The organism is Nonomuraea sp. NPDC004186 (assembly GCF_053603495.1).
On the sequence record NZ_JBSGFQ010000137.1, the window covers coordinates 1 to 20,185 of the forward strand.

The 20,185-nt window shown below is 70.2% G+C and carries 28 protein-coding genes; 12 read left to right on the plus strand and 16 right to left on the minus strand.

Translation table 11 applies throughout. The annotated features are described in order from the left end of the window. Positions 1 to 97 precede the first annotated feature (97 nt). From ACWEPL_RS56100 to ACWEPL_RS56110, 3 genes are read right to left on the minus strand one after another with little or no spacing between them, the layout of a single operon-like run. The gene (locus tag ACWEPL_RS56100; protein ID WP_355203182.1) at positions 98 to 670 is read right to left on the minus strand and encodes an anthranilate synthase component II; all 573 of its coding nucleotides are present in this window, start codon (positions 668 to 670) and stop codon (positions 98 to 100) included. Then, positions 667 to 825, minus strand: a complete 159-nt coding sequence (locus ACWEPL_RS56105) for a hypothetical protein (RefSeq protein WP_350732374.1) — start codon at positions 823 to 825, stop codon at positions 667 to 669. Before ACWEPL_RS56105 ends, ACWEPL_RS56100 begins: the two co-directional genes overlap by 4 nt. A gap of 1 nt (position 826) precedes the next feature. Then, positions 827 to 1,429 carry a class E sortase gene (locus ACWEPL_RS56110; RefSeq protein WP_355203187.1) on the minus strand — a complete coding sequence of 201 codons (603 nt, stop codon included), beginning with the start codon at positions 1,427 to 1,429 and terminating at the stop codon, positions 827 to 829. Between the two features lie 143 nt (positions 1,430 to 1,572). Here ACWEPL_RS56110 and ACWEPL_RS56115 point away from each other — a divergent pair, with 143 nt between their 5' ends. Then, positions 1,573 to 1,818, plus strand: coding sequence for a cell division protein CrgA (locus ACWEPL_RS56115; protein WP_080047363.1), 246 nt, complete (start codon positions 1,573 to 1,575; stop codon positions 1,816 to 1,818). Positions 1,819 to 1,852: 34 nt separating this feature from the next. Here the strand turns inward: ACWEPL_RS56115 and ACWEPL_RS56120 are convergent, their stop codons facing one another. Both ACWEPL_RS56120 and ACWEPL_RS56125 read right to left on the minus strand, forming a co-directional pair. Beyond that, positions 1,853 to 2,719, minus strand: a complete 867-nt coding sequence (locus ACWEPL_RS56120) for a rhomboid family intramembrane serine protease (protein ID WP_452441449.1) — start codon at positions 2,717 to 2,719, stop codon at positions 1,853 to 1,855. 944 nt (positions 2,720 to 3,663) lie between these two features. Then, on the minus strand, positions 3,664 to 4,200 hold the full coding sequence (locus tag ACWEPL_RS56125) for a peptidylprolyl isomerase (RefSeq protein ID WP_357751944.1): 537 nt from the start codon (positions 4,198 to 4,200) through the stop codon (positions 3,664 to 3,666). A gap of 220 nt (positions 4,201 to 4,420) precedes the next feature. On the opposite strand from ACWEPL_RS56125, the gene ACWEPL_RS56130 reads away from it, so the two are divergent. Further along, positions 4,421 to 4,858, plus strand: coding sequence for a YtxH domain-containing protein (locus ACWEPL_RS56130; RefSeq protein ID WP_452441450.1), 438 nt, complete (start codon positions 4,421 to 4,423; stop codon positions 4,856 to 4,858). A gap of 106 nt (positions 4,859 to 4,964) precedes the next feature. Further along, a complete protein-coding gene (locus tag ACWEPL_RS56135) occupies positions 4,965 to 6,041 on the plus strand; it encodes a hypothetical protein (protein WP_350732364.1) in 1,077 nt (358 codons plus the stop codon). Between the two features lies 1 nt (position 6,042). On the opposite strand, the gene ACWEPL_RS56140 is transcribed toward ACWEPL_RS56135, so the two are convergent. Continuing rightward, entirely contained in the window at positions 6,043 to 6,564 is a 522-nt protein-coding gene (locus ACWEPL_RS56140) for a hypothetical protein (protein WP_363977489.1), read from the minus strand. A gap of 124 nt (positions 6,565 to 6,688) precedes the next feature. On the opposite strand from ACWEPL_RS56140, the gene ACWEPL_RS56145 reads away from it, so the two are divergent. The 3 genes from ACWEPL_RS56145 to ACWEPL_RS56155 are packed head-to-tail and all read left to right on the plus strand — an operon-like array spanning position 6,689 to position 9,163. Next, complete coding sequence (locus tag ACWEPL_RS56145) at positions 6,689 to 7,360, plus strand: response regulator transcription factor (protein ID WP_363977491.1); 672 nt, start codon at positions 6,689 to 6,691, stop codon at positions 7,358 to 7,360. Then, on the plus strand, positions 7,357 to 8,742 hold the full coding sequence (locus tag ACWEPL_RS56150) for an ATP-binding protein (protein WP_452441452.1): 1,386 nt from the start codon (positions 7,357 to 7,359) through the stop codon (positions 8,740 to 8,742). The genes ACWEPL_RS56145 and ACWEPL_RS56150 overlap by 4 nt, the downstream gene beginning before the upstream one ends. Positions 8,743 to 8,779: 37 nt before the next feature. Further along, positions 8,780 to 9,163 (plus strand): Rieske (2Fe-2S) protein, encoded by a 384-nt coding sequence (locus tag ACWEPL_RS56155; RefSeq protein WP_185069693.1) that lies wholly within the window; start codon positions 8,780 to 8,782, stop codon positions 9,161 to 9,163. On the opposite strand, the gene ACWEPL_RS56160 is transcribed toward ACWEPL_RS56155, so the two are convergent. The 8 genes from ACWEPL_RS56160 to ACWEPL_RS56195 all read right to left on the minus strand — a co-directional run bounded on the left by ACWEPL_RS56160 (position 9,150) and on the right by ACWEPL_RS56195 (position 14,991). Then, the gene (locus tag ACWEPL_RS56160; RefSeq protein WP_452441454.1) at positions 9,150 to 10,106 is read right to left on the minus strand and encodes a GNAT family N-acetyltransferase; all 957 of its coding nucleotides are present in this window, start codon (positions 10,104 to 10,106) and stop codon (positions 9,150 to 9,152) included. The genes ACWEPL_RS56155 and ACWEPL_RS56160 overlap by 14 nt on opposite strands. A 10-nt stretch (positions 10,107 to 10,116) precedes the next feature. Continuing rightward, a complete protein-coding gene (locus tag ACWEPL_RS56165) occupies positions 10,117 to 10,452 on the minus strand; it encodes a hypothetical protein (protein ID WP_363977501.1) in 336 nt (111 codons plus the stop codon). After that, entirely contained in the window at positions 10,449 to 10,826 is a 378-nt protein-coding gene (locus ACWEPL_RS56170) for an SgcJ/EcaC family oxidoreductase (RefSeq protein ID WP_452441456.1), read from the minus strand. Before ACWEPL_RS56170 ends, ACWEPL_RS56165 begins: the two co-directional genes overlap by 4 nt. A gap of 112 nt (positions 10,827 to 10,938) precedes the next feature. After that, positions 10,939 to 11,511 carry a PadR family transcriptional regulator gene (locus ACWEPL_RS56175; protein ID WP_363977507.1) on the minus strand — a complete coding sequence of 191 codons (573 nt, stop codon included), beginning with the start codon at positions 11,509 to 11,511 and terminating at the stop codon, positions 10,939 to 10,941. 35 nt (positions 11,512 to 11,546) lie between these two features. After that, complete coding sequence (locus tag ACWEPL_RS56180; protein WP_452441458.1) at positions 11,547 to 12,341, minus strand: MBL fold metallo-hydrolase; 795 nt, start codon at positions 12,339 to 12,341, stop codon at positions 11,547 to 11,549. 27 nt (positions 12,342 to 12,368) lie between these two features. Beyond that, positions 12,369 to 13,007: a response regulator transcription factor gene (locus ACWEPL_RS56185; protein WP_363977513.1), complete on the minus strand. Its 639-nt coding sequence runs from the start codon at positions 13,005 to 13,007 to the stop codon at positions 12,369 to 12,371. Continuing rightward, complete coding sequence (locus ACWEPL_RS56190) at positions 12,998 to 14,143, minus strand: sensor histidine kinase (RefSeq protein WP_363977516.1); 1,146 nt, start codon at positions 14,141 to 14,143, stop codon at positions 12,998 to 13,000. Before ACWEPL_RS56190 ends, ACWEPL_RS56185 begins: the two co-directional genes overlap by 10 nt. Before the next feature lie 47 nt (positions 14,144 to 14,190). Next, positions 14,191 to 14,991 carry an alpha/beta fold hydrolase gene (locus ACWEPL_RS56195; RefSeq protein WP_452441460.1) on the minus strand — a complete coding sequence of 267 codons (801 nt, stop codon included), beginning with the start codon at positions 14,989 to 14,991 and terminating at the stop codon, positions 14,191 to 14,193. Positions 14,992 to 15,074: 83 nt separating this feature from the next. On the opposite strand from ACWEPL_RS56195, the gene ACWEPL_RS56200 reads away from it, so the two are divergent. From ACWEPL_RS56200 to ACWEPL_RS56220, 5 genes are all read left to right on the plus strand, one after another. Beyond that, the gene (locus ACWEPL_RS56200) at positions 15,075 to 15,467 is read left to right on the plus strand and encodes a hypothetical protein (protein ID WP_452441461.1); all 393 of its coding nucleotides are present in this window, start codon (positions 15,075 to 15,077) and stop codon (positions 15,465 to 15,467) included. A 2-nt stretch (positions 15,468 to 15,469) separates the two neighbouring features. Continuing rightward, positions 15,470 to 15,865 (plus strand): hypothetical protein, encoded by a 396-nt coding sequence (locus tag ACWEPL_RS56205; RefSeq protein ID WP_350732342.1) that lies wholly within the window; start codon positions 15,470 to 15,472, stop codon positions 15,863 to 15,865. A 73-nt stretch (positions 15,866 to 15,938) separates the two neighbouring features. Continuing rightward, positions 15,939 to 17,282, plus strand: coding sequence for a hypothetical protein (locus ACWEPL_RS56210; protein WP_452441463.1), 1,344 nt, complete (start codon positions 15,939 to 15,941; stop codon positions 17,280 to 17,282). Positions 17,283 to 17,328: 46 nt separating this feature from the next. Next, complete coding sequence (locus ACWEPL_RS56215) at positions 17,329 to 17,679, plus strand: ArsR/SmtB family transcription factor (RefSeq protein ID WP_350732339.1); 351 nt, start codon at positions 17,329 to 17,331, stop codon at positions 17,677 to 17,679. After that, positions 17,679 to 17,945, plus strand: coding sequence for a hypothetical protein (locus ACWEPL_RS56220; RefSeq protein WP_185069681.1), 267 nt, complete (start codon positions 17,679 to 17,681; stop codon positions 17,943 to 17,945). The genes ACWEPL_RS56215 and ACWEPL_RS56220 overlap by 1 nt, the downstream gene beginning before the upstream one ends. Here the strand turns inward: ACWEPL_RS56220 and ACWEPL_RS56225 are convergent. Beyond that, positions 17,928 to 18,362 carry a phosphatase domain-containing protein gene (locus tag ACWEPL_RS56225; protein WP_363977534.1) on the minus strand — a complete coding sequence of 145 codons (435 nt, stop codon included), beginning with the start codon at positions 18,360 to 18,362 and terminating at the stop codon, positions 17,928 to 17,930. The genes ACWEPL_RS56220 and ACWEPL_RS56225 overlap by 18 nt on opposite strands. A gap of 67 nt (positions 18,363 to 18,429) precedes the next feature. Then, complete coding sequence (locus ACWEPL_RS56230; RefSeq protein WP_363977537.1) at positions 18,430 to 19,017, minus strand: cadmium resistance transporter; 588 nt, start codon at positions 19,015 to 19,017, stop codon at positions 18,430 to 18,432. 196 nt (positions 19,018 to 19,213) lie between these two features. On the opposite strand from ACWEPL_RS56230, the gene ACWEPL_RS56235 reads away from it, so the two are divergent. Further along, on the plus strand, positions 19,214 to 20,083 hold the full coding sequence (locus ACWEPL_RS56235; protein ID WP_363977540.1) for a hypothetical protein: 870 nt from the start codon (positions 19,214 to 19,216) through the stop codon (positions 20,081 to 20,083). Positions 20,084 to 20,185 lie beyond the last annotated feature (102 nt).

Here is a 20,185-nt window from a genome sequence, read left to right on the forward strand (position 1 = left end):
GCCCTTCTTCATGTCGTCGCTGACACAAGAACGCCCCCGCCGCTCGGGGGCAACGGCGGGGACGTTCATTTGGTAGTCGCTCGCCGGGGGACATTTGTTACAAGATTCCTCGCAGCCAATTCTGGAGCAGCCGGTGGCCGTGCTCCGACAGCACGGACTCGGGGTGGAACTGGATGCCCTCGATGGGCGCCTCACGGTGGCGCAGGCCCATGATGACGCCGTCGCCGGTGCGGGCGGTCACGTCGAGCACGTCGGGGACGGTCTCGGGCAGCACGGCGAGCGAGTGGTAGCGGGTCATCCGCACGGGCGAGGGCAGCGTCTCGAACACGCCCTTGCCGTCGTGGGTGACGGGGCTGGTCATGCCGTGGACGAGCTCGGGCGCGCGGGACACGGTGGCGCCGTACGCGACGGCGATGGCCTGGTGGCCGAGGCAGACGCCGAGCAGCGGCCGGCGGCTCTCGGCCGCGTGGTGGACCAGGGGCACGCTCACCCCGGCCGCCTCGGGGGTGCCCGGGCCCGGGCTGATCAGGACGCCGTCGAAGCCGTCGGCGTCGCTCACGCGTACGTCGTCGCGCGGCCGTACGTCGCAGTCGGCGCCCAGCCCGCGAAGGTACTGCACGATGGTGTGGACGAAGCTGTCGTGGTTGTCCACGACCAGCACGCGGCTCATTTCCTCACGCTCACCTCGTCGAGTGTCACCATGGGCTCGAGTAGCGGAAACACGACATACCAGAGTACGACCCCCACGGCGGCGACCATCACGGCGGCCGTCAGCAGCTTGGTCCGCGCGGTGCCGGGCAGCTTGCGCCAGAGCCAGGCGTACATGTCACTCCTCGTCCTCGGTCGCGTCCTTGAGCACCCCGTAGACGATCAGGCGCTCGGCGGCCGAGTATTCGGGGTGGCAGGTGGACAGCGTGATGAAGGCCCGGATAGGGCGGATGTCGGGCTTGCCGGGCACGGGGGCGAACACGTCGACCTCATCGGGTTTCACGATGTCCTGAGAGGTCACCCGGTACGTGTACGTGGTGCCGCCGGCCTCCACGACGATCTCGTCGTCGCGTTCGAGCTCGTCGATCTCGTTGAACGGGGCCGCGTACGTGGTGCGGTGCCCCGACACCACGAAGTTGCCGACCTGGCCCGGCAGGGCGCTGTCCGGGTAATGTCCCGGGCCCTTCTTCAGGTGCTCGGTGTCCACACCCTCGACCACGGCGTACTCGTAGTCGCGGCCCAGCTTGGGGATGCGCAGCAGCGCCATGGGCCTGCCCGGCTCGGGCTTGACCGCCTTCCGCGTCGCCAACTGGCGCTGGAGCAGCCGCTGCTGGCTCTGGGTGTACGCGCCGGTGCCCCAGAGCAGGTACGCGCAGAACAGCATCATGATCAGGCCCGCGGTGATGCTCGTCTCTCCCACGGCCCGCAGCGTGGCCCGCATGCGATCAGCGTATTCGGGTCAGAAGCCGCAACCGGGGATCGCCATGTCCCGCGCGTGGCGGCTATCCTTGACCACACTTCAATTAGGCTTACCGAAGAGCCTGTGGACGATCCGGAAGCCCAGGCCCTCAGCAGGAGTTACCAGTGCCCAAGTCCAAGGCTCGCAAGAAGGCGGTCTACACCCCGCCGCAGAGATCACAGCAGGTCAAGGTCAGCCCTCGCTGGCTGGCACCCACGATGGTCGCGGCGTGGATCATCGGCATCCTGTGGATCGCGATCTACTACGTCGCACCACGGGCGCCCTTCTTCAGCGACCTCCAGAACTGGAACCTGCTGATCGGGTTTGTTTTCATCATCTTCGGGGTGGTGCTTTCCACCCGCTGGCGTTAGTTCTTTCCACAGCCTTTTCCACAGCCTGGGGAAGTCACACCGCGCTCATGATGGCCGACACCCTGACCATCACGAGCACTGCGAGCACGGCCAGCGCTCCCACGATCGCCAGCACCTGCCACAGAGGCCTGCTGTTCTTGGGAGCGTAGGCCAGCGCGCCCGCCAGCACCGATCCCGTGATCAGGCCGCCGATGTGGCCCGTCCAGCTGATGCCGGGCACGATGAAGGTGATCGCGAGGTTGATCGCGATGAGCGCGGCGATGCCGCGTACGTCCATGTTGAGCTTGCGCCCGACCACGAACACTGCGCCGAACAGGCCGAAGATGGCCCCTGACGCGCCGACCGTCGGCTGGTTGAGGGCATCCATCCAGAGGCTCAGCACCGAGCCGCCGATCGCGCTGATGACGTAGATCGCGAGGTAGCGGACGTGACCGAAGGCGCGCTCGAGGTAGGGGCCGACGACGTAGAGCGCCCAGCAGTTGAACAGGATGTGGAAGATGCTGCCGTGCACGAACGCGACGGTGATCAGCCGGTAGAACTCGCCGAGCACGGCCACCCGCGCCGGGAACATCTCCAGCTCCGCGGTGACGCGCTCGCCGGTGAGGTATTGGGCGCCGAAGACCAGGACGTTGAGGGCCAGGATGGTGTACGTCACGATCGGCGTGCGTACGACGCTGCCGCCGAAGGTGGACTTCGCCTCGCGGATGCCCTTGTTGCCCTCGGCCACGCACTCAGGGCACTGGAAGCCCACGGCGGCGTCGCGCATGCAGTCGGGGCAGATGGGGCGCTCGCACCGCTGACACCGGACCCAGGTCTCCTTCTCGGGGTGCCGGTAGCACGTGGGCACCGCCTCAGCGGGCTGCTCGGGCTGCGGGGGCGGGCTGGGCGGCTGGCTGGTCATGACCGAAAGCCTATGGCTTACACGCCCTACCCGCGTGTCCCCACCCCTCGCCCCTCACCCCGAACCCCCGCCACCGACCAGCGGAACGCGGCCAGCGACTGACGGACGGCGGCTCGCGGGCGGCGGACGGTCGACGGCGGGCAGCGGGCAGCGGAAGGCGGCTGGCGGACAGCGGCTGGTCGACGGCGGACGGACGACAGCGGCGGACGGACGACACGGTCGGGCGACGGAACGCGGCGGCCCCAAGGCCCAGCACCATCGTGCGGGGCCCGACCACGGCATCGCACCCGCCCTCACCGCGCCGCTTTGCCGAAACGGAGCGCGGCGCCACCGCACGGCGACGACCACACCCCCCACCATCGAGACGCCACACCCGCCTTCACCGCGCCGCGTCGGCGAGGTGGGGTGCGTTGGAGTCCGGCGCCATCGTGCGGCGGCCAGTGCGCCGGCTCGTTCATGGCGCCACGTCGGCTGTGTAGGCGTCTGGTGCACGTGTGGTGCCCCCGCTTGGGCTGGGGTGCCGATGTCCGCCGCTCCTGGGCGGGCGGAGTGCCTCCTACGGGGGGACGACCGGGAGGGAGGACGGCCGGGCCGGAGCGCGACCGGGCCGGGCCGTCCCGAGGATGCCGCCGCAGGCGCGACCCCGAGACGCCCGGGGGACGCGGCCCCGAGACGCCTAATAAGCACCCGGCGGGGGACGCGGCCCCAAGGCGCCTGATAAGCACCCGATGAGGGGATGCGACCCCGAGACGCTCAATAAGCGCCCGAGGGGGGGGACACTGCCCCGAGGCGCCCGAGAAACGTCCGAAGGGGGATACAACCCTAAGCCGGACCGATGAGCGCCCGATGGGGATGTGGCCCCGGGCCGGCCGGAGGGCCGGCCGGTGGGGGCATGGGTGGGGCCGCCCCACGGCCTTGTGGGTGGGGCGGGGGTGGGTGGTGGGTCAGGCGGGGACGCGGTCGATGGTGACGGACTCGATGACGACGTCCTCCGCCGGGCGGTCCCGGCGGTCGGTCTGGGTCTTGGCGATGGCGTCCACGACGTCCTGGCCCTCGACCACCTCACCGAAGATCGTGTGCCTGCCGTTCAGGTGCGGCGTCGGCACGACCGTGATGAAGAACTGGGACCCGTTGGTCCCCTTGCCGAAGCGGACGCCCGCGTTGGCCATGGCCAGCAGGTACGGGCGGTTGAAGTACAGCTCCGGGTGGATCTCGTCGTCGAACTCGTAGCCCGGGCCGCCGGTGCCCTGGCCGAGCGGGTCGCCGCCCTGGATCATGAATCCGGAGATCACCCGGTGGAAGATCGTCCCGTCGTAGTAGCGTGCGGTGCTCTTCTCCCCGGTGCCCGGGTGCGTCCACTCTCGCGAGCCTTCCGCGAGCTCGACGAAGTTGCGCACCGTTTTCGGGGCTCTGTTGGGGAAGAGCTCCACCTTGATATTTCCACGATTGGTCTGCAGGTTTGCGATCAGCTTCTCAGCCACGAGACAGCCGCCCCCTCTATGTACAGGGTTAGTTCTGTGATGTTTTGAGGACTATGGCCGTAAGGCCTCCAGAGCCATCCTCCCACGGCTCGCCATGATTGAGCCGCCTTGTCCAGGGAAGGTCAGGCTCGGGGCCCCAACGACAGGGGAGGTTGTCGTGTCCCTGACAATGAAAAGACGCCGCGTGGTCATAGAGGTACCCGCCACGTGGACGGGCCGAATGAAGGCCCGGGCCGTGCGAACCGGCCACCTGATGGCGCCCGTGGCGGACCAGGCCAAGATGGCCGCCGCCCAGCGCCTCGAGGATGCCCGCTACTGGGTGGCGCCACGGATTCACTCCGCGGCGCACGGGTTCGAGGATCAGGTCGCTCCCAGGGTCAGCTCCATGCTGATCACGGCGGCCAGGAAGATCGACCCCACGCCCACGCGGTCGCGGCGATGGCCGACGCTCGTTCTGCTGACCGGCCTCGCGGTGGGGGCGATCGGTTACATGTTCTACCGCCGCAACGCCCAGCAGTGGACCGAGCATATGAAGGACTCCGCCTCCGATGCGTCACGTTGGGCCAGTGAGAAGGCCGACAGGACCGCCGAGTCTGCGGAGCGGATGGCGGGCCGTGTGTCCGACAAGGCAGATGAGGCATCTCGCAAGATGTCCTGATCCGGTGCTGCCGGAAGGGAAGCGCGTCCTCGGTTGATCCCGAGGGCGCGCTTCCCGTTTCCGGACCCCCGTTGACGAACCACCAAGCGCTTGCTACAAACCCGGCATGGCGCTGTCTCCCTTAGACGACTACCCCGTCCACCAGGCCGCGCAGGTCATGCGGCACGTCGCCACCTCCGACCGCAACTTCTACGACCGCTACTACTTCAACTGCCACCCCGGCACCGACGAGCTCATGCTGATCGTCGGCCTCGGCCAGTACCCCAACCTGGGCGTCACCGACGCCTTCGCCTGCGTACGCCACGGAGACCTGCACCGCGTCGTACGGGCCTCCCGCGAGCTGGGAACCGACCGGATGAACACCGAGATCGGCCCCTTCCGCGTCGAGGTGCTCGAAGGGCTCAAGCGGCTCAGGGTGGTCCTGGAGCCGAACGAGCACGGCCTGTCCTTCGACCTGCTCTGGGAGGGCACGATCCCGGCGACGCTGGAGCCGCGGCACTTCCTGCGGTGGCAGGAGCGGGTCATGTTCGACTCGGTACGCCTGGCACAGACGGGGCGCTGGTCCGGAAATATCAGGATCGGCGAGGAGGACATACCGGTCACGCCCGACCGCTGGCAGGGCACCAGAGACCGCTCCTGGGGCATCAGACCGGTCGGCGAGCCCGAGCCGCCCGGCATCCAGACCAAGAACGCGGGCACGTTCTACTGGCTCTACACACCCATGCAGTTCGACGACCACGCCATCCTCTGCATCATCCAGGAGGACGAGCGCGGCCGCCGGATGCTGGAGGAGGCCGTACGCGTCTGGCCCGACGGCCGCGAGGAGGAATACCTCGGCAGACCGGACTACCGCCCGGTCTACGCCCCCGGCACCCGCGACGTCGTGGAGGCCACGATCACCTTCTCGCCTCCCGGCGGCAAGCCGTTCGACGTGCGCTGCACCCCGATCCTGCCGGTGCACCTCATGGTCGGCACCGGGTACGGCCTGGAGCCGGACTGGAAGCACGGCATGTACCAGGGTGAGGGGCCGGTCGTGCAGGGCGTGACGTACCGGCTGCCCGACGACGCCGCCAGAATGTGGGGCATGGTGGACGCCGTCGGGCGCTTCGAGTACGACGGGCTCGTCGGCCACGGCCTCTACGAGTACTGGGCGCTCGGACCGCACCCGTCCTTCTCGGAATGACCTAGTCGGTCTTCTCGCAGATGATCTTTACCGCCTTGATACCGACCGACGGCGCGTCCAGCTTCTCGCCGGGCTTCGCCGGCTGAGCGGGCTGGGCGGGCATGGCCTGCACGCTGTCGGGCAGCTTGCCGTCCTCCGGGAGGGGCACGGTCTTGGTCACCTCCAGCATCTCGCCGTCCTCCGGGACGGGCACGGCCTTCGTCACCGCCAGCCCCTCGCCCTCCTGCGTGACGGTCCCGGCCCGGGCCCCGTCCAGCGGCGGCGCCTCGCCGTCGGGAAGGGCGTCGACCTTCACCGTGTCGCTGGGCTTGAACTCGCGCACCTTGCCGTCAGGACCGACGATCTTGCCGGCCGGGGCCGTCCGCGCGAATTCGGCCAACTCGACGGTCTTGCCGTCGGCCGTCTTGCAGGTCACCTTCGCGCCGGCGGTGCCCGGGGTCTCGTCGGCCATGGCGGAGCCGGTCAGGCCGGTGATGGCGAGTACCGCGACCGCGCCGAGCAGCGCGAGACGACGCTTGAACATGGGTTCTCCTCACTGAGATCGGTCGAACGCCTCCGAGACTGGCCCGGCGTACCTGAAGTGATCCTGAAGAGGCCCTAAATGATCTTCAGGTTGGCTTTAGGTGGCCTGAGGCACCCTGGTCGGTGTGCGAGTGCTACTGGTGGAGGACGAGGAGCGGCTGGCCGACCTGGTGAAGGGCGGCCTGGCGGGCGAGGGCTTCGCCGTGGACGTGGCCCACGACGGGCGTGACGGCCTGTGGATGGCCACCGAGAACACGTACGACGTGATCGTCCTGGACGTGATGCTGCCCAGGATGAACGGCTACGCCGTCTGCGCCAAGCTGCGCGAGGCGGGCGACTGGACGCCGATCATGATGCTCACGGCCAAGGACGGCATCTACGACGAGGCCGAGGCGCTCGACAACGGGGCCGACGACTACCTGGCCAAGCCGTTCTCGTACGTGGTGCTGCTGGCCAGGTTACGGGCGCTGGTGCGGCGGGGCGGGCGGGAGCGGCCCGTGTCGATCACCGTGGGCGACCTGGTGGTGGACCCGGCGGCGCTGAAGTGCCGCAGGGGCGAGGTGGAGATCGGGTTGACGCCCAAGGAGTTCGCGGTGCTGCACGCGCTGGCCCGCCGCCCCGGCGAGGTCGTGTCCAAGGGCGAACTGCTGGCCCAGGCCTGGGACTTCTCCTACGACGGCGACCCGAACATCGTCGAGGTCTACATCAGCGCCCTGCGCCGCAAGATCGACACGCCTTTCGGGCGGACGACGCTCATGACGGTCCGCGGCGCGGGCTACCGGTTGGAGGCGGCATGAGCCCACTGCGCAAAGCGTCGGCCGCGCTCTCGTCCGTACGGCTGCGGGCGACCGCCGCCGCGACCCTGGTGGTGGCCCTCGCCCTGGGCCTGGCCGCGCTGGCGCTGGTGGCGGTGCTGCGCGGCACGCTGGAGAACAACGCCGACGCCGAGGCCACCAGGAAGGCCGTGGCGGCGGCGCCGTACGCGCAGACGCTGGACTTCGCGCGCGCCACTCCGCTCTCACCCGGCGTCACGGCGCCCGCGGACACTCTCGACAAGAGCTCGATCGCCATCACCAAAGACGTGACCAAGCAGGGCGAGCCGCTCGCGATCGTCGGGAAGAGCGGCACGGTCCAGCTGCGCGACGGCACGACGGCCGCGATCGCCGACCCCGACGTCCTGCTGACCGACGACAAGAGCGCCTCGGCCACCGAGTGGGCGGCGCCGCAGAAGTACGCCGTCGCCGGCGTCGAGGTGGCCACCGTGGGCGGCCCCGCCATGCTCTGGTCGCGTGTCCCCCTGGAGGGCACCGAGAAGGCGCTGCAGACGCTCTACAGCGCGCTGCTGCCCGGCGTGCCCGCCGTGCTGCTCGTCGTGGCCGGGATGACGTGGATCTCGGTGGGCCGCGCGCTGGCCCCCGTGGCCGCCATCCGGGCCAAGGTCGCCGACATCACGGCCCGCGACCTGCACCAGCGCGTTCCCGTACCCGGCTCGAAGGACGAGATCGCCTCCCTGGCCACCACCGTGAACGGCACCCTCGACCGCCTGGAGACGGCCGTGGACACGCACAAGCGGTTCGTCGCGGACGCGGCGCACGAGCTGCGCAGCCCCATCGCCACCCTGCGCGCCCGCCTGGAGCTGGCCGAGCCCAGCGAGCTGACCAGGGAGGCGCTGGCCGACGTCGAACGCCTGCAGTCCCTGGCCGCCGACCTGCTCATCCTGGCCAAGCTGGACGCGGGTGAGCCGCTGCGCGCGGCCGAGCTGGACCTCGGCCAGGTGGCCGCCGAGGAGTCGGTACGCGCCAGGCGGCGGCCCGAGGTGCGCCTGGAGCTGGACATCGAGCCGGACGTGGTCATGAAGGGCTCCCGGGCCCACCTCGACCGCCTGATGACGAACCTGGCCGACAACGCCGTCCGGCACGCCGCCTCCACCGTGCGGGTGCTCGTACGCGCCGAGGAGGACCAGGCCGTGCTGGAGGTGCGGGACGACGGGCCCGGGATCCCGCCGGAGCAGCGGGAGGCGGTGTTCGCCCGGTTCACCAGGCTGGACGAGGCGCGTGCCAGGGACGCGGGCGGCGCCGGGCTGGGGCTGCCGATCGCGCGGGACATCGCGCACCTGCACGGCGGCACGCTCGTGTACGCAGATTCCGGATTTATCGCCAAATTTCCCCTGAACCACTGAAGATCTGCAAACGTGTGAGTGGTTGAAGGAGGCAACAATGCTCACACGCCGCGCATTGATCACCAGAGGCAGCGCCGCGGGCGCAGGAGTCGTGTTCCTGTGGCCGCGTCCGGCAGAGGCGGAAGCGGAGGCGGCCAAGCCCGTCCTCGCCACCACCAAGAGCATCCCGGTAGGGGGCGGGAAGATCGTCCAGGGCAAGTACGTGATCACCCAGCCGAGGAAGGGCGTCTACAAGTGCTTCAGCGCCAAGTGCACCCACCAGGGCTGCACGGTGGCGAGCGTCAGCCGCGGCACGATCAACTGCCCGTGCCACGGCAGCAAGTTCAGCGCCTCGACGGGCGCGGTGGTGAACGGCCCCGCCAAGAAGCCGCTCGCCGGCAAGAAGATCAAGGTCTCGAAGGGGAAGATCAGGCTGGCTTGATCGGCAACGCGTAGGTGGTGCTGCGCTTGGTGATCTCGAAGCCGGCGCGGGCGTACACGTTCACGGCCCCCGTGGGGTTGTCGGCGTCCACCCCGAGCCCGGCACTCTCGTAGCCCTGATCTCCGAACGCGGCAAGGGCGTGCCCGATCAGCGTGCTCGCCACGCCCTTGCCGCGCCACTCCCGCAGCGTGCCGATGATCTGGATCCACGCCTGGCGCTCGCCGCGCCGGGCGGCGGCCTCGAAGAAGTGCGTGATCAGCACCCCGACCGGGCGGCCGCCGGCCAGGGCCACGAACGACGACTCGGGGCGGAAGTTCCTGGAGCCGGTCATCATGGCGCGCCAGCTCTCGGACGTGTGCCGCACGCTGCCCCAATGGTCGAGGAACGACTCGTTGCGCACGAGGCGAGCGCCTTCGTCGAGCTCGGGCGACCAGGCGACGATGGAGACGCCGTCCGGCGGCCGCACCGCGGGCAGGTCGCCCGGCAGGCTCCGCTCCATGCGGGCGAACCACCGTACGGCCGTGAGTCCGGCCCCCTCCACCAGCGCGGCGAGGTCGGACCGGCCGTCGGGGACGTCGACGTGGAGCTCCAGAGGGACGCCGGGGTGAGCCCGTTCGCTCACCCCCGGCGCCGTCCGGATGCTCCAGTCCATGATGTGCCTGCCGAGCCCCTGCCCCCGGTAGGCGGGGTGCACGCCGCCCGAAAGGCGCATCATGTGCAGGTCGTCGGCGGTCTGCCTGACGGGGAGGTAGCCGAAGGCCACGATCCGGTCGCCGTCCCTGGCCGCGAGCGTGCCCGTGTCCAGATCGATGAGGTGGCTGGAGACCTGCTCCGCCACGTCGTCGACGTCGTGGACCTCGCCGGTCCTGTCCTCGGCCTCCATGGCGGCCCAGAGCTCGGCCAGAGCCTGGACGTCCGCCCCGGTCAGCGGTCCCCATTCCATGACCGGCAGCCTAGGCGAGCCTGGTGGCGCACCCCAACCGGGTTCCGATGTCGGCCAGGCCCTCGGCGAACGACCGGCGCGTACGTTCGCGGAACCCGATGAACAGCCGGTTGGCCAGGGCGACGGCCCAGTGGTGGCCGGCCACGTCGTAGACGCGGTGGACCAGGCGCGTGCCCCCGTGGTCGGGGGTGACCGACCACTCGCCGCGGTACCACCAGCCGCCCTGATAGGCCAGGACGTGCTCGCCCAGCTCCGTCCTCGGTATGGCCCGTACGATCTCCGGCCACACCCGCTCGACCGGAGCCTCGATCACTCCGGTGACCTCGACGATGAGCCGCCTGCTCACGGCGCGCTCACCCGCGTGTTCTGGAAGGAGGCGAAGCGCCAGCCCTCGGCCGTGCGGAGCGCGGACAGCGTGATGACGGACCGGCGGCTCGGGTCGGCCGCGCCGTTCACGGACGAGCCACCGCCCACGATCACCAGCGCGACGTCGTCGGTGAGCGGCTTGATCAGCGGCTCGCCGCCGTCCCCTTCGAGCTTGATGTCGAGCTTGAACAGCTCGCGGTGGGCCTCCTCGATGGCCTGCCGGCCCTCCAGGTGCTGACCGAAGAACGTGATGTAGTCGGCGTCCTCGGTGAAGAGACCGGCGTAACCCTCGGCGTCCCCGGAGTTCCAGGTCTCCGCGATCCGCGCGAGCAGCCGAACGATCTCTGTGGACATGGCACTGCTCCCTGTGTCGCGGCGCCTATCCTGTGAATGCGAGTTCGGGCAGGGCAGGCGCCTTGTTCGGATTTCCGGCCGCCGGGGTGTTGGCGCACCTCGGCGGCCTTTCTCACATCTCGACTGTGGTCTCCCAGTCGAGTTCTCCCTTGTCGAGCCGGTCGAGCAGCCCTCTGATCCAGCCCAGCTCGGCGGTGTAGAGCGCCTGCTCGCACTCCACCTCCAGCATGAGGATCGCGGGCAGGCCGCTGTCGGCCATGGCTCGCAGGTGGGCCTCCATCCCGGCGAGGACGCCCTCGATCGTGGCCGCGCGCCCGCGCAGCGCCCGCTGGGCCTCGGCGAGCGGCAGGCAACCGATGAGCGAGACGGCCGCGACGAAGGCGCGCCGGTCGGGATCGGGTTTCTCCAGGAGCTGCCGTAGCCGGGTGACCAGCTCCTTGCGGCCCTCGTCGGTGATCTCGTAGACCGTGCGCTCGGGCCTGCGGCCCTCGCGGTCGGTCTTCGAGGGGACGATCAGGTCGTCCTTGGCCAGCCGCTCCACCGCGTGGTAGAGGCTGCGCGGCAGGCCGGTGATGTAGTCCTTGTGCGTGTCGATGATGAACCGGTGCAGCTCGTACGGGTGGCTCGGGCGCACGGTGAGCAGGGCCAGCACGGTCAGGCCGACCAAGCTGTGGCGTTGCGCCATGATGCCTCCCTCCATATTGCACTTTGCAATATAACTCAGACATCCAGCTGCAGGAAGGTCCGCTCGATCGCCTGCCTGGCCACGTCCTCCGGATAGGGGAAGAGCTTGATCAGGTCACGCAGCCCCTCCACGTGGGCCCGCCTGGCCAGCTCGGCCACGAGGGCCAGCTCGGCCTGCTGCGCCTGCGCGAACGCCCGGTCCACGACCGCGCCGTGCCCCGGCACGATCACCTGGTCGGGCAGCTCGGCCAGCATCGCCGCCGTGGTGAGCGGCCAGTCGAGCGGGTACGAGTCGCTGAACGCCGGCGGCGCCCCCTCCTCCACCAGGTCGCCCGCGAACACCACGCCCGCGTCCGGCACGTGCACGACCACGTCGTTACTGCTGTGTCCGAGCCCGAAATGCTGCAGATGCACGATCCGCCCGCCGATGTCGAGGCTGGCCGCGCTCGTGAACGTGTGGTCCGGCGGCACGATCGTGATCTCCTCGAACTCCTCACGCTGCTCGGGCCGCCCCTTGATCATTACGGCGCGCTGCTCCTCGCCGTACTGCTCGATCTCCTCGGCGCACCTGACGTGGCCCCAGATCTCGGCGGGGCGGAAGATCGCGTTGCCGAAGTAGTGGTCGAAGTGGGAATGGCTGTTGACGACCGTCCACGGGCTGGCGGTGATCCCCCTGACCGCCTCGACCAGGTCACTGGCCTCCCGGTGTGAGGCGCGCGTGTCGAGGACCAGGCAGTGCCCGTCGCCTACGACCAGACCCACGTTCATGTCGTACGACTTGTGGCGCCGGACGTAGACCCGGTCGCCGACCTCCTGCCATTGCTCGTTCATGCCAACGAACCCTACTTTCAAGCCGCGTCATTTGAGGTATTCGAGCACCGCAAGCACCCTTCTGTGCCCGTCCGCAGCGGGCGGGAGGTCGAGCTTGGCGAAGATGTTCGCGATGTGCTTGGCCACGGCCGCCTCGGTGACGAACAGCTCCTTGGCGATCGACGCGTTCGTCCGCCCCTCGGCGATCAGGCCGAGCACCTCCTGCTCGCGCGGGGTGAGCCGGGCCAGCGGGTCGCGGCGCCGCCTGAGCAGTTGGCGGACCACCTCCGGGTCCACGACCGTGCCCCCGGCGGCCACCCGGTCGAGCGCGTCGACGAACTCGCGCACGTCGCCGATGCGGTCCTTCAGCAGGTAGCCGATCCCGGCGCCGGCGCCCGGTTCCAGGAGCTCGGCGGCGTAGGTCTGCTCGACGTACTGGCTGAGCACCAGGACGGCCAGGTCCGGATGCCGCTCGCGCAGCTCCAGCGCCGCCCGCAGCCCCTCGTCGGCGAAGCCGGGCGGCATGCGCACGTCGGTCACCACGGCGTCGGGGCGGTGCTCGGCGACGGCGGCGAGCAGGGCGGGCGCGTCGCCGACCGCGGCGGCCACGGTGTGGCCGAAGCGTTCGAGCAGCCCGACCAGGCCCTCCCGCAGCAGGACGGCGTCCTCGGCGATCACTACGCGCACGGTATCTCCGCTCTCATCAGGGTCGGACCGCCGATCGGGCTCGACAGGGACAGCCTCCCGTCCACCACGGCCAGCCGGTCGGCCAGCCCGGTCAGCCCCGTGCCCCTGGCCGGGTCGGCCCCGCCCACGCCGTCGTCGCGCACCTCCACGACCAGCGTGCCGCCCTCGACCCGCCCGGTGACGGCGCCCCTGGTGGCCCGGCTGTGCTTGGCCAGGTTCGCGAGGGCCTCGCTGACCACGTAGTACGCGGTCACCTCAACGGGCGCGGGCAACCGGCCGGCCAGCTCCACGTCCACGTCCACGGGCACGGGCGAGCGCCCGGCCACGTCGCGTACCGCCGCGCCCAGCCCGCGGTCGGTGAGCACCTGCGAGTGCACGCCCCTGATCAGCTCGCGCAGCTCGGCGAGCGCCCGCTTGGCCTCCTCGTGTGCCTGCCCGACCATCCGCCCCGCGGGCGAGTCGTCCGGCAGGTCCAGCCGGGCCATGCCGAGCGCCATCGACAGGGAGACCAGCCGCTGCTGCGCGCCGTCGTGCAGGTCCCGCTCGATCCTGCGGCGCTCCGTCTCGAACGCGTCCACCAGCCGAGCCCGTGACCGCAGCACCTCGTTCAGCTCGGAGCCCTGCGGAGCGAGCACCGCGCGTACCATCGCCCCACGGGCGCCGCCCCAGGCGGTGATCGTGTACGCGGCGACGGGCAGCAGCAGCACGCCCGCCACGGAGCCCACGGCGGCGACACCGGGCTCCGCCTCGGGCTGCACGACCGGCGAGAGCATCAGGACCACCGGCCCGCCCACCGTGAACCCCAGCATGATCAGATCGATCCACCACAGCGCGAGCACCGTGATGACGGCCAGCCCGGCCTCCCGCCCGCGCCCGCCGGGCACCTCGGGCAGCGGCACGCCGTCCACCAGCCGCAGCCTGCGCCGCTCGAACCAGGCGACGAGCGGCAGGCACAGCGCCAGCACGACCGGGGCCGCGACCACGCCGAGCGGGATCGTGGCGAACACCGCGGCCCCGACGGCCACGCCGGGGACGGCGCTGGCCAGCAGGTACGCCGCGCACCGCCAGGGCCACGCGGAGCCCAGGAAGGGCAGCGGCCGCTGCGTGAGCGCCTCCAGCGCGGTCCGGTTGAGCACTTTCTGACGGTATCCGCAGGTTGGCGGGCCAGGCAGTAGTGCTGGGTCTACTGTCCGAGGAAGCGGGTGAGCACCGGGGCCAGCGCCTTCGGGTCCACCATGTGCGTCTGGCCCTCGATGGTCTCGCGCACGGCCCCCGGGACGAGCTCCGCGATCGCGTCGGCGGCGCGGGCGAAGAAGTCGCCGCCCCCGCCCACGAACAAGTCGGCGCCGGCCCCGCCCGTGGCCACCAGCGTGGGGCAGGCGATGCCGGGCAGGCGGTCGGCGGGCGGGCGGCCGTCGCCCAGGCAGGCGGCGTCGTACGCGAGCGTGGGCGCGATGGCTTCCAGGCCCGGCCACATCGGCGACTCGCGGGCCTGCTCCACCATCTCCTGGGTGGCGCCCGCCGTCACCATGAACAGCGCGAACGCCTCGCCGCGACGACCCGCGGCCAGCAGCGCGCGGAGCCGGTCGGCGTACTCCCGCGAGCGCCGCGGCCCGTCCGGCGCCACGTCGTAGGGCACCTCGTACACGGCCAGTCTCGCGATCGGCAGCCCCGTGGCGGCGGCTTCGAGCGCGAGCGCGCCGCCCGACGAGATCCCGAACAGGTGCGCCGCCCCGCCCGCCTCGGCGATGAGCGCGGCGATGTCCTCGATCTCGCGGTCGACCTCGTACGGGAGGGTGTCCTCGCTCTCGCCCCGGCCGCGCCGGTCGTAGTTGTAGACGGTGAACCGCTCCGCCAGCTCGTGCGCCAGCTGCGCGTTGGCCGAGCGGTCGGCCGCGGCGCCGCCGACCAGGACGATCGCGGGGCCGACGCCCAGCCGGTCGAACGCGATGGACGTGCCGTCTTTCGCCGTGACGCGGTACATGTGACTCCTCCGGAGGCCCTTGTGACCACCCGATCTCGATGGGTGACTATCGGCGGCGGCGTTATGGGACTACCGTCGTGCGTATGGCGATCCCCATTCCATCACGGCGGAATTCCGCGGACAACGACAAGGCCCCTGACACCCCCGCCGCACCGTCCTGGCCTATGTCGGCTCCCCGCCTTTCCGCCGAACCCAGGGCACAATCCGGGGAAACAGCATCAATCATCGTAAATTTAGACAAGGCGACACTTGATGCGGTTCATCAAAAAGCGCGCTCCGATGGCCGTATGATTTCCGATGTGATTCGCGCCGCGGTGGAGCGCGAAGTGGGCAACATGACGCACGCGACCATCTTGATCCAACGCTGGAACCTGCAGTGCGACGACCTCGACAGAGCGGCCGACGCCCTCAAGGTGGACCGGATTTCGGACGACATGATGCTCAGGCTCGGCCTGCATCGGAATCAAGAGGATTGACCATGCTTCCTGGGCGCGTTCTCGATGTGGGAGCGCTCGTCGACATCGCGGTCGCCAAAACGAATCATTCGCGCAGCATCGCGGCGCTGTGTCTTTATCGGGGCGGCGGGCTGTGCATTCCCACGACCGCACTCACCCTCGTCTATTCGATCGTCCCGCTCGCCACGAAAGTCGAACTCTTCGATCTGATCAGCAGCTCCGCCGTCCAGGTCGACGACCTCACCGCGGGAAAGGTGCCCGACATCGCCGAGATCCTCGACGGATCGAGCGACATCACCGCGGGCCACGTGATCTTATGCGCGCGGGCCACCCAGTGGCCGATCCTCACCGACCGTCCCGGCATCCTGCGAAATCTGGACCCGGCGATCCTCGTCGATCCCCTGCCTGAGCAGAACTGACCTATCAGGCCAGGCTGATGCCCGGTTCACCCACTATTGTGGGGGCCCGGACACACGAGGAAGCGGATCCACCTTGGCACATCGCGCCCTGGTCATCGCCCTGCTGCCCGCGATCGCGCTGCGGGCGCTCGCCGTGCTCGGATACCCTCCGTCGATCCTCTTCTACGGCGACTCGTTCGCCTTCCTGCGCGAGGAGCTGACCCCCGGCACCACCAGGCCCTCCGGATACTCGCTGCTGCTGGCGCTGCTGCGCCCCGCGCACAGCCTCACGCTGGTGACGGTCCTGCAGCACCTGCTGATGCTGGCGCTGGCCGTGGCGGTGTACGCGCTGCTGAGGCGGCGCGGCCTGCCGGGCTGGGGCGCCGCCCTGCTGGTCACCCCGCTGCTGTACGACGAGTTCCTGGTGCTGCTCGAACACATGATCATGGCGGACGCGGTCTTCGTCGTGCTGGTCACGGTCGCGATCCTGCTCGTGGTCTGGCGCGTCACCCCCACCACGGCGGCCGTCGGCGGCCTGCTGCTCGGCCTGGCCGGGATCACCAGGACGGTCGGCCTGCCGCTGCTGATCCTCACGGCCGCCTACCTGCTGATCCGGCGGTACGGCTGGCGCCCGCTCGTGGCGCTGGTGGTGGCGGGCGCGATCCCGCTGGGCGCGTACGCCACCTGGGCGAAGGTGGAGAAGGGGAAGTTCGCGCTGACCGAGGCGGACGGGAACTTCCTGTGGTCCAGGACCATGAGCTTCGCCGACTGCTCGGTGATCAAGCCTCCGGAGCGGCTGGCCGTGCTCTGCCCGAACATGCCGGTGGAGCAGCGCCCGTACCCGCCGTACTGGCTGTGGGAGAGCTTCTCCCCCCTGCTCAAGGTGCCGGGGACGGCCAATCGCAACCAGCTCGCCGGGGAGTTCGCCAGGGCGGCCATCCTCGCCCAGCCCGGCGAGTACGCCGCGGCGGTCGCGACCGACCTCACGCAGCTGCTGCGCTGGGAGCGCACGGCCGTGGACGAGAAGACGCCGTACAAGTTCCCCTCCGCGGAGCGGCCGCTGAGCGAGTCGGTACGCGGCATCGCCGAGTCGTACGAGGCCGGGCCGGCCGCCACCCGGGTCGTGGAGCCGTTCGCGGGGTGGCTGCGGGCGTACCAGCGGTTCGGGTACGTGCCGTTCCCCCTGCTCATGCTGGCCCTGGTCGGCGCGCTGGCCACGGCGCTCGTGCGGCGGCGGTGGGACGCGCTGCTGCCCGGGGTCACGGCGCTCGCGCTGGTCTGCTCGCCGCCGTTCCTGGCGGCCTTCGACGTGCGGTACGTGATCCCGGCGATCCCGCTGGTCTGCCTGGCCCTGGGACTGGCCCTCGGCGCCCGGTCGCCGTCCCCGCAGGAACGCGCGGGGACCCCCAGCCCTGAGCTTTCCCGGACCGCCACCTGAGTGCTAGGGTCACGTGTAAGGAAATTATTACACGTGACGGGAAGCCATGACAGTGCCGGGGCCGACAGGTGACGACCTGGTCGAGATCTTCGCGGCGCTGGCCAACCCGCTGCGGCTGCGCATCATGGCGGTGCTGGCGGACGGGCGCGACTACGTCAGCCACCTGGCCCGCGAGATCGGGGTGAGCCGCCCACTCCTCCACATGCACCTGCAACGGCTCGAGGCGGCCGGGCTGATCGTCGGCACCCTGGAGCTGTCCGACGACGGCAAGGCCATGAAGTACTACGAAGTCGCGGATTTCAGCCTGCACCTGACCGCGTCGGCGCTGGCCGAGGCGGCCAAGACCCTCACCAGGCCGGACCCGGGGAAGGGTCCAGGACCCAAGGAGCACTCCTGATGATCGATTCTTGGCCCGCGGCGATCTTCTCGTTAGGGGTGCTGCTCGTGGTCGGCTTCCTGATCGCCCTTTTCGCCGTGGGGATGTTCGAGATGCGCAAGGCCAAGCTCGACGCCCATCAGGCGGACGACCTGCGGCAGCTCGTGCGCCGGTTCGAGCAGCTCGCCGAGAACACCATGGACGCCCAGCAGCGGATGGCCGCCGACCTGGCCGAGCTGCGCGCCCGCGCCACCTCGATCGAGCAGATCCTAAGAACCGTCGAATAGGGCGACGTAGCGGCGTTGCCAGGGGGTCTCGACGGCGTGCGAGTCGTAGTGCTCGCGTACGTAGGCGACGGCCCGGTCGCCGGGCACCCCGTCGAGCACGGCCAGGCACGCCAGGGCCGTGCCGGTGCGGCCCCGGCCGCCGCCGCACGCGACCTCGACCCGCTCGGACTCGGCGCGGGCCCACGCCTCGCGGAACGCGCCGGCCGCCGCGCCCCGGTCGGACGGCAGCCAGAAGTCGGGCCAGCGCACCCACCGGTGCTCCCAGTCGACGGCCGGGGGCCGGCGGCCCAGCAGGTAAAGAGCGAACGTGGGGAGCGGCCCCTCGGGGAGGGGGCGGCGCAGCCCTCGGCCGCGGACGAGCCGGCCCGAGGGCAGCCGCAGCACTCCCGCCGCCGTGGGCTCCCAGGTAGCTGTCATGGTGCGAGCGTAGCCGCGGGGCTGCCAGGACACGCGATCTTCAGCTTTCGGCGGACTTCAGCGGGCTTCAGAGGCCGAAAGCCCCGCCCTCCACGAGGATGACCACGCCGAGCCCGATCAGGACGAGGGGCAGCAGGATGTGCCCCCATCGGCTGAGCGCCCCGGCGATCAGCGGGCGGGTGGCGAAGAACCTGCCGGCCAGGCACCAGACGGCGACCAGGATCAGGAAGACGACCACGTACACGGTCATGCCCGAGGTGCCGGACGTGGCGAAGACGGGGACGTAGACCCCGATGTTGTCGCCGCCGTTGGCGAAGGTGACCGCGGCGACCTCCAGCGCCTTCGGCCCGCCGCTCCGCGCGGGTGGGTCGTCGTCGCCTCCGTCGGCGCGGTCGCGCCACACCTGCCAGGCCGCCTTGAGGCCCAGGGCGAGGGGGAGCAGGCCGAGGTACGGGACGGCGGGCTCGGGCAGGAACGTGGCCCCGAAGGCGGCCGCGACGGCGACCACGAGGATCCCGGCGAAGCCGATGTACTGCCCGAGGACGATCCGCAGGTGCCCGGCCCCCTGGGCGAAGAAGAGCGCCAGGATGACGATGTCGTCGATGTTGGTCACGGCGAACAGACCGGCGGCTTGCCCGATGATGCCCGCATTCACGCCTGGAACCGTACCGGACCCTCACGATGTTGGAACGATCCCTGCCACCCCCGGGTTGACAGCCATCCTGACACCTGGGCCCCCAGCTTTCTGACGCAGATTACGGCGTATGTGGTCACATCCGGTGAACTCTCGCTCATCCTTTGTTATGGTCACTCACTGTCCAGAAACGGACACCCTTTACCCGAGGAGGATCATGAGGACCCCGAGGACCGTCGCCATCACTGCGGCTGTGGCGGCGACAGTCGCTCCCCTGCTGGCCATCGCGACCCCGGCGAGCGCCCAGCAGTCCACCGAGACCACCAAGAGCGTCCAGAGCTTGCCGCTGCTGGACTGGCTCTCCCTCGATAGCCTCAACCCGACCGAGCAGCTCAAGAAGGTCAAGGAGCTGCTCGGCACCGGTTACGTGCCCGAGGCGTTGAGCGTGACCAACGCCGCCAACCCGCAGTACACGTCCGTCTGGATCAAGGACACCACCCGCAAGGTGAGCGTCCTGCAGGGCCTGTCGGCGACCGACCTGCCGACGCGCATCGCCGAGCAGGCGAAGAGCGGCTTCGTGCCGTCCATGATCACCGGCACGGGGACGGGCCCCAGCGCCATCTTCGCGGCGGTCTTCGAGAAGACGACCGAGAAGGTCCAGTCCAAGCTCGGCATGACCAAGGACGTCTTCGCGTCCACCAACGCCAAGCTCGGCGCGGCCGGCTTCAGCGTCGCCTCGCTGGACGTCTACGGCACGGTCGAGAAGCCCCTCTACGCGGCCGTCTGGGTCGCCGGGGCCGCGACCGGCGCCGTGCAGGTGACCACCGGCCAGACGGTCACGCAGCGCGGCCAGGAGCTCCTTGCCAAGACCAAGGCCGGGCTGCGTCCCGTCCTGATGGCCGTCGAGCCCGGCAAGCTCTACACCACCGTGTGGAGCAAGGGCAGCGCGACCGGCCTGAAGGAGTACCTGAACCTGTCCAAGCTGACCTACACGCTCAAGGCCACCGAGCTGAAGGCGCTGGGCTACCGTCCCGAGGTCCTGGACACCGAGGGCAGCACCATCGCGGCGATCTGGAGCAAGGGCTAAGACCCGGATCGTGGTGCCGTGCACCGGCGATCAGCGAACACACTCGTCTGATCGCCGGAACGCGCGACACCGGGCTCAGCGATCGAACCAGCGGCCCGCCGC

Bases quoted from the DNA above. Each gene is read 5' to 3' on its own strand.
- ACWEPL_RS56225 (WP_363977534.1), bottom strand. From the start codon at position 18,362: ATGACAGCTACCTGGGAGCCCACGGCGGCGGGAGTGCTGCGGCTGCCC.
- ACWEPL_RS56205 (WP_350732342.1), top strand. From the start codon at position 15,470: ATGCTTCCTGGGCGCGTTCTCGATGTGGGAGCGCTCGTCGACATCGCG.
- ACWEPL_RS56180 (WP_452441458.1), bottom strand. From the start codon at position 12,341: ATGAACGAGCAATGGCAGGAGGTCGGCGACCGGGTCTACGTCCGGCGC.
- ACWEPL_RS56220 (WP_185069681.1), top strand. From the start codon at position 17,679: ATGATCGATTCTTGGCCCGCGGCGATCTTCTCGTTAGGGGTGCTGCTC.
- ACWEPL_RS56170 (WP_452441456.1), bottom strand. From the start codon at position 10,826: ATGTCCACAGAGATCGTTCGGCTGCTCGCGCGGATCGCGGAGACCTGG.
- ACWEPL_RS56200 (WP_452441461.1), top strand. From the start codon at position 15,075: ATGGCGATCCCCATTCCATCACGGCGGAATTCCGCGGACAACGACAAG.
- ACWEPL_RS56195 (WP_452441460.1), bottom strand. From the start codon at position 14,991: ATGTACCGCGTCACGGCGAAAGACGGCACGTCCATCGCGTTCGACCGG.
- ACWEPL_RS56155 (WP_185069693.1), top strand. From the start codon at position 8,780: ATGCTCACACGCCGCGCATTGATCACCAGAGGCAGCGCCGCGGGCGCA.
- ACWEPL_RS56135 (WP_350732364.1), top strand. From the start codon at position 4,965: ATGGCGCTGTCTCCCTTAGACGACTACCCCGTCCACCAGGCCGCGCAG.
- ACWEPL_RS56105 (WP_350732374.1), bottom strand. From the start codon at position 825: ATGTACGCCTGGCTCTGGCGCAAGCTGCCCGGCACCGCGCGGACCAAG.
- ACWEPL_RS56235 (WP_363977540.1), top strand. From the start codon at position 19,214: ATGAGGACCCCGAGGACCGTCGCCATCACTGCGGCTGTGGCGGCGACA.
- ACWEPL_RS56160 (WP_452441454.1), bottom strand. From the start codon at position 10,106: ATGGAATGGGGACCGCTGACCGGGGCGGACGTCCAGGCTCTGGCCGAG.
- ACWEPL_RS56215 (WP_350732339.1), top strand. From the start codon at position 17,329: ATGACAGTGCCGGGGCCGACAGGTGACGACCTGGTCGAGATCTTCGCG.
- ACWEPL_RS56110 (WP_355203187.1), bottom strand. From the start codon at position 1,429: ATGCGGGCCACGCTGCGGGCCGTGGGAGAGACGAGCATCACCGCGGGC.
- ACWEPL_RS56130 (WP_452441450.1), top strand. From the start codon at position 4,421: ATGAAGGCCCGGGCCGTGCGAACCGGCCACCTGATGGCGCCCGTGGCG.
- ACWEPL_RS56100 (WP_355203182.1), bottom strand. From the start codon at position 670: ATGAGCCGCGTGCTGGTCGTGGACAACCACGACAGCTTCGTCCACACC.
- ACWEPL_RS56175 (WP_363977507.1), bottom strand. From the start codon at position 11,511: ATGGCGCAACGCCACAGCTTGGTCGGCCTGACCGTGCTGGCCCTGCTC.
- ACWEPL_RS56120 (WP_452441449.1), bottom strand. From the start codon at position 2,719: ATGACCAGCCAGCCGCCCAGCCCGCCCCCGCAGCCCGAGCAGCCCGCT.
- ACWEPL_RS56150 (WP_452441452.1), top strand. From the start codon at position 7,357: ATGAGCCCACTGCGCAAAGCGTCGGCCGCGCTCTCGTCCGTACGGCTG.
- ACWEPL_RS56140 (WP_363977489.1), bottom strand. From the start codon at position 6,564: ATGTTCAAGCGTCGTCTCGCGCTGCTCGGCGCGGTCGCGGTACTCGCC.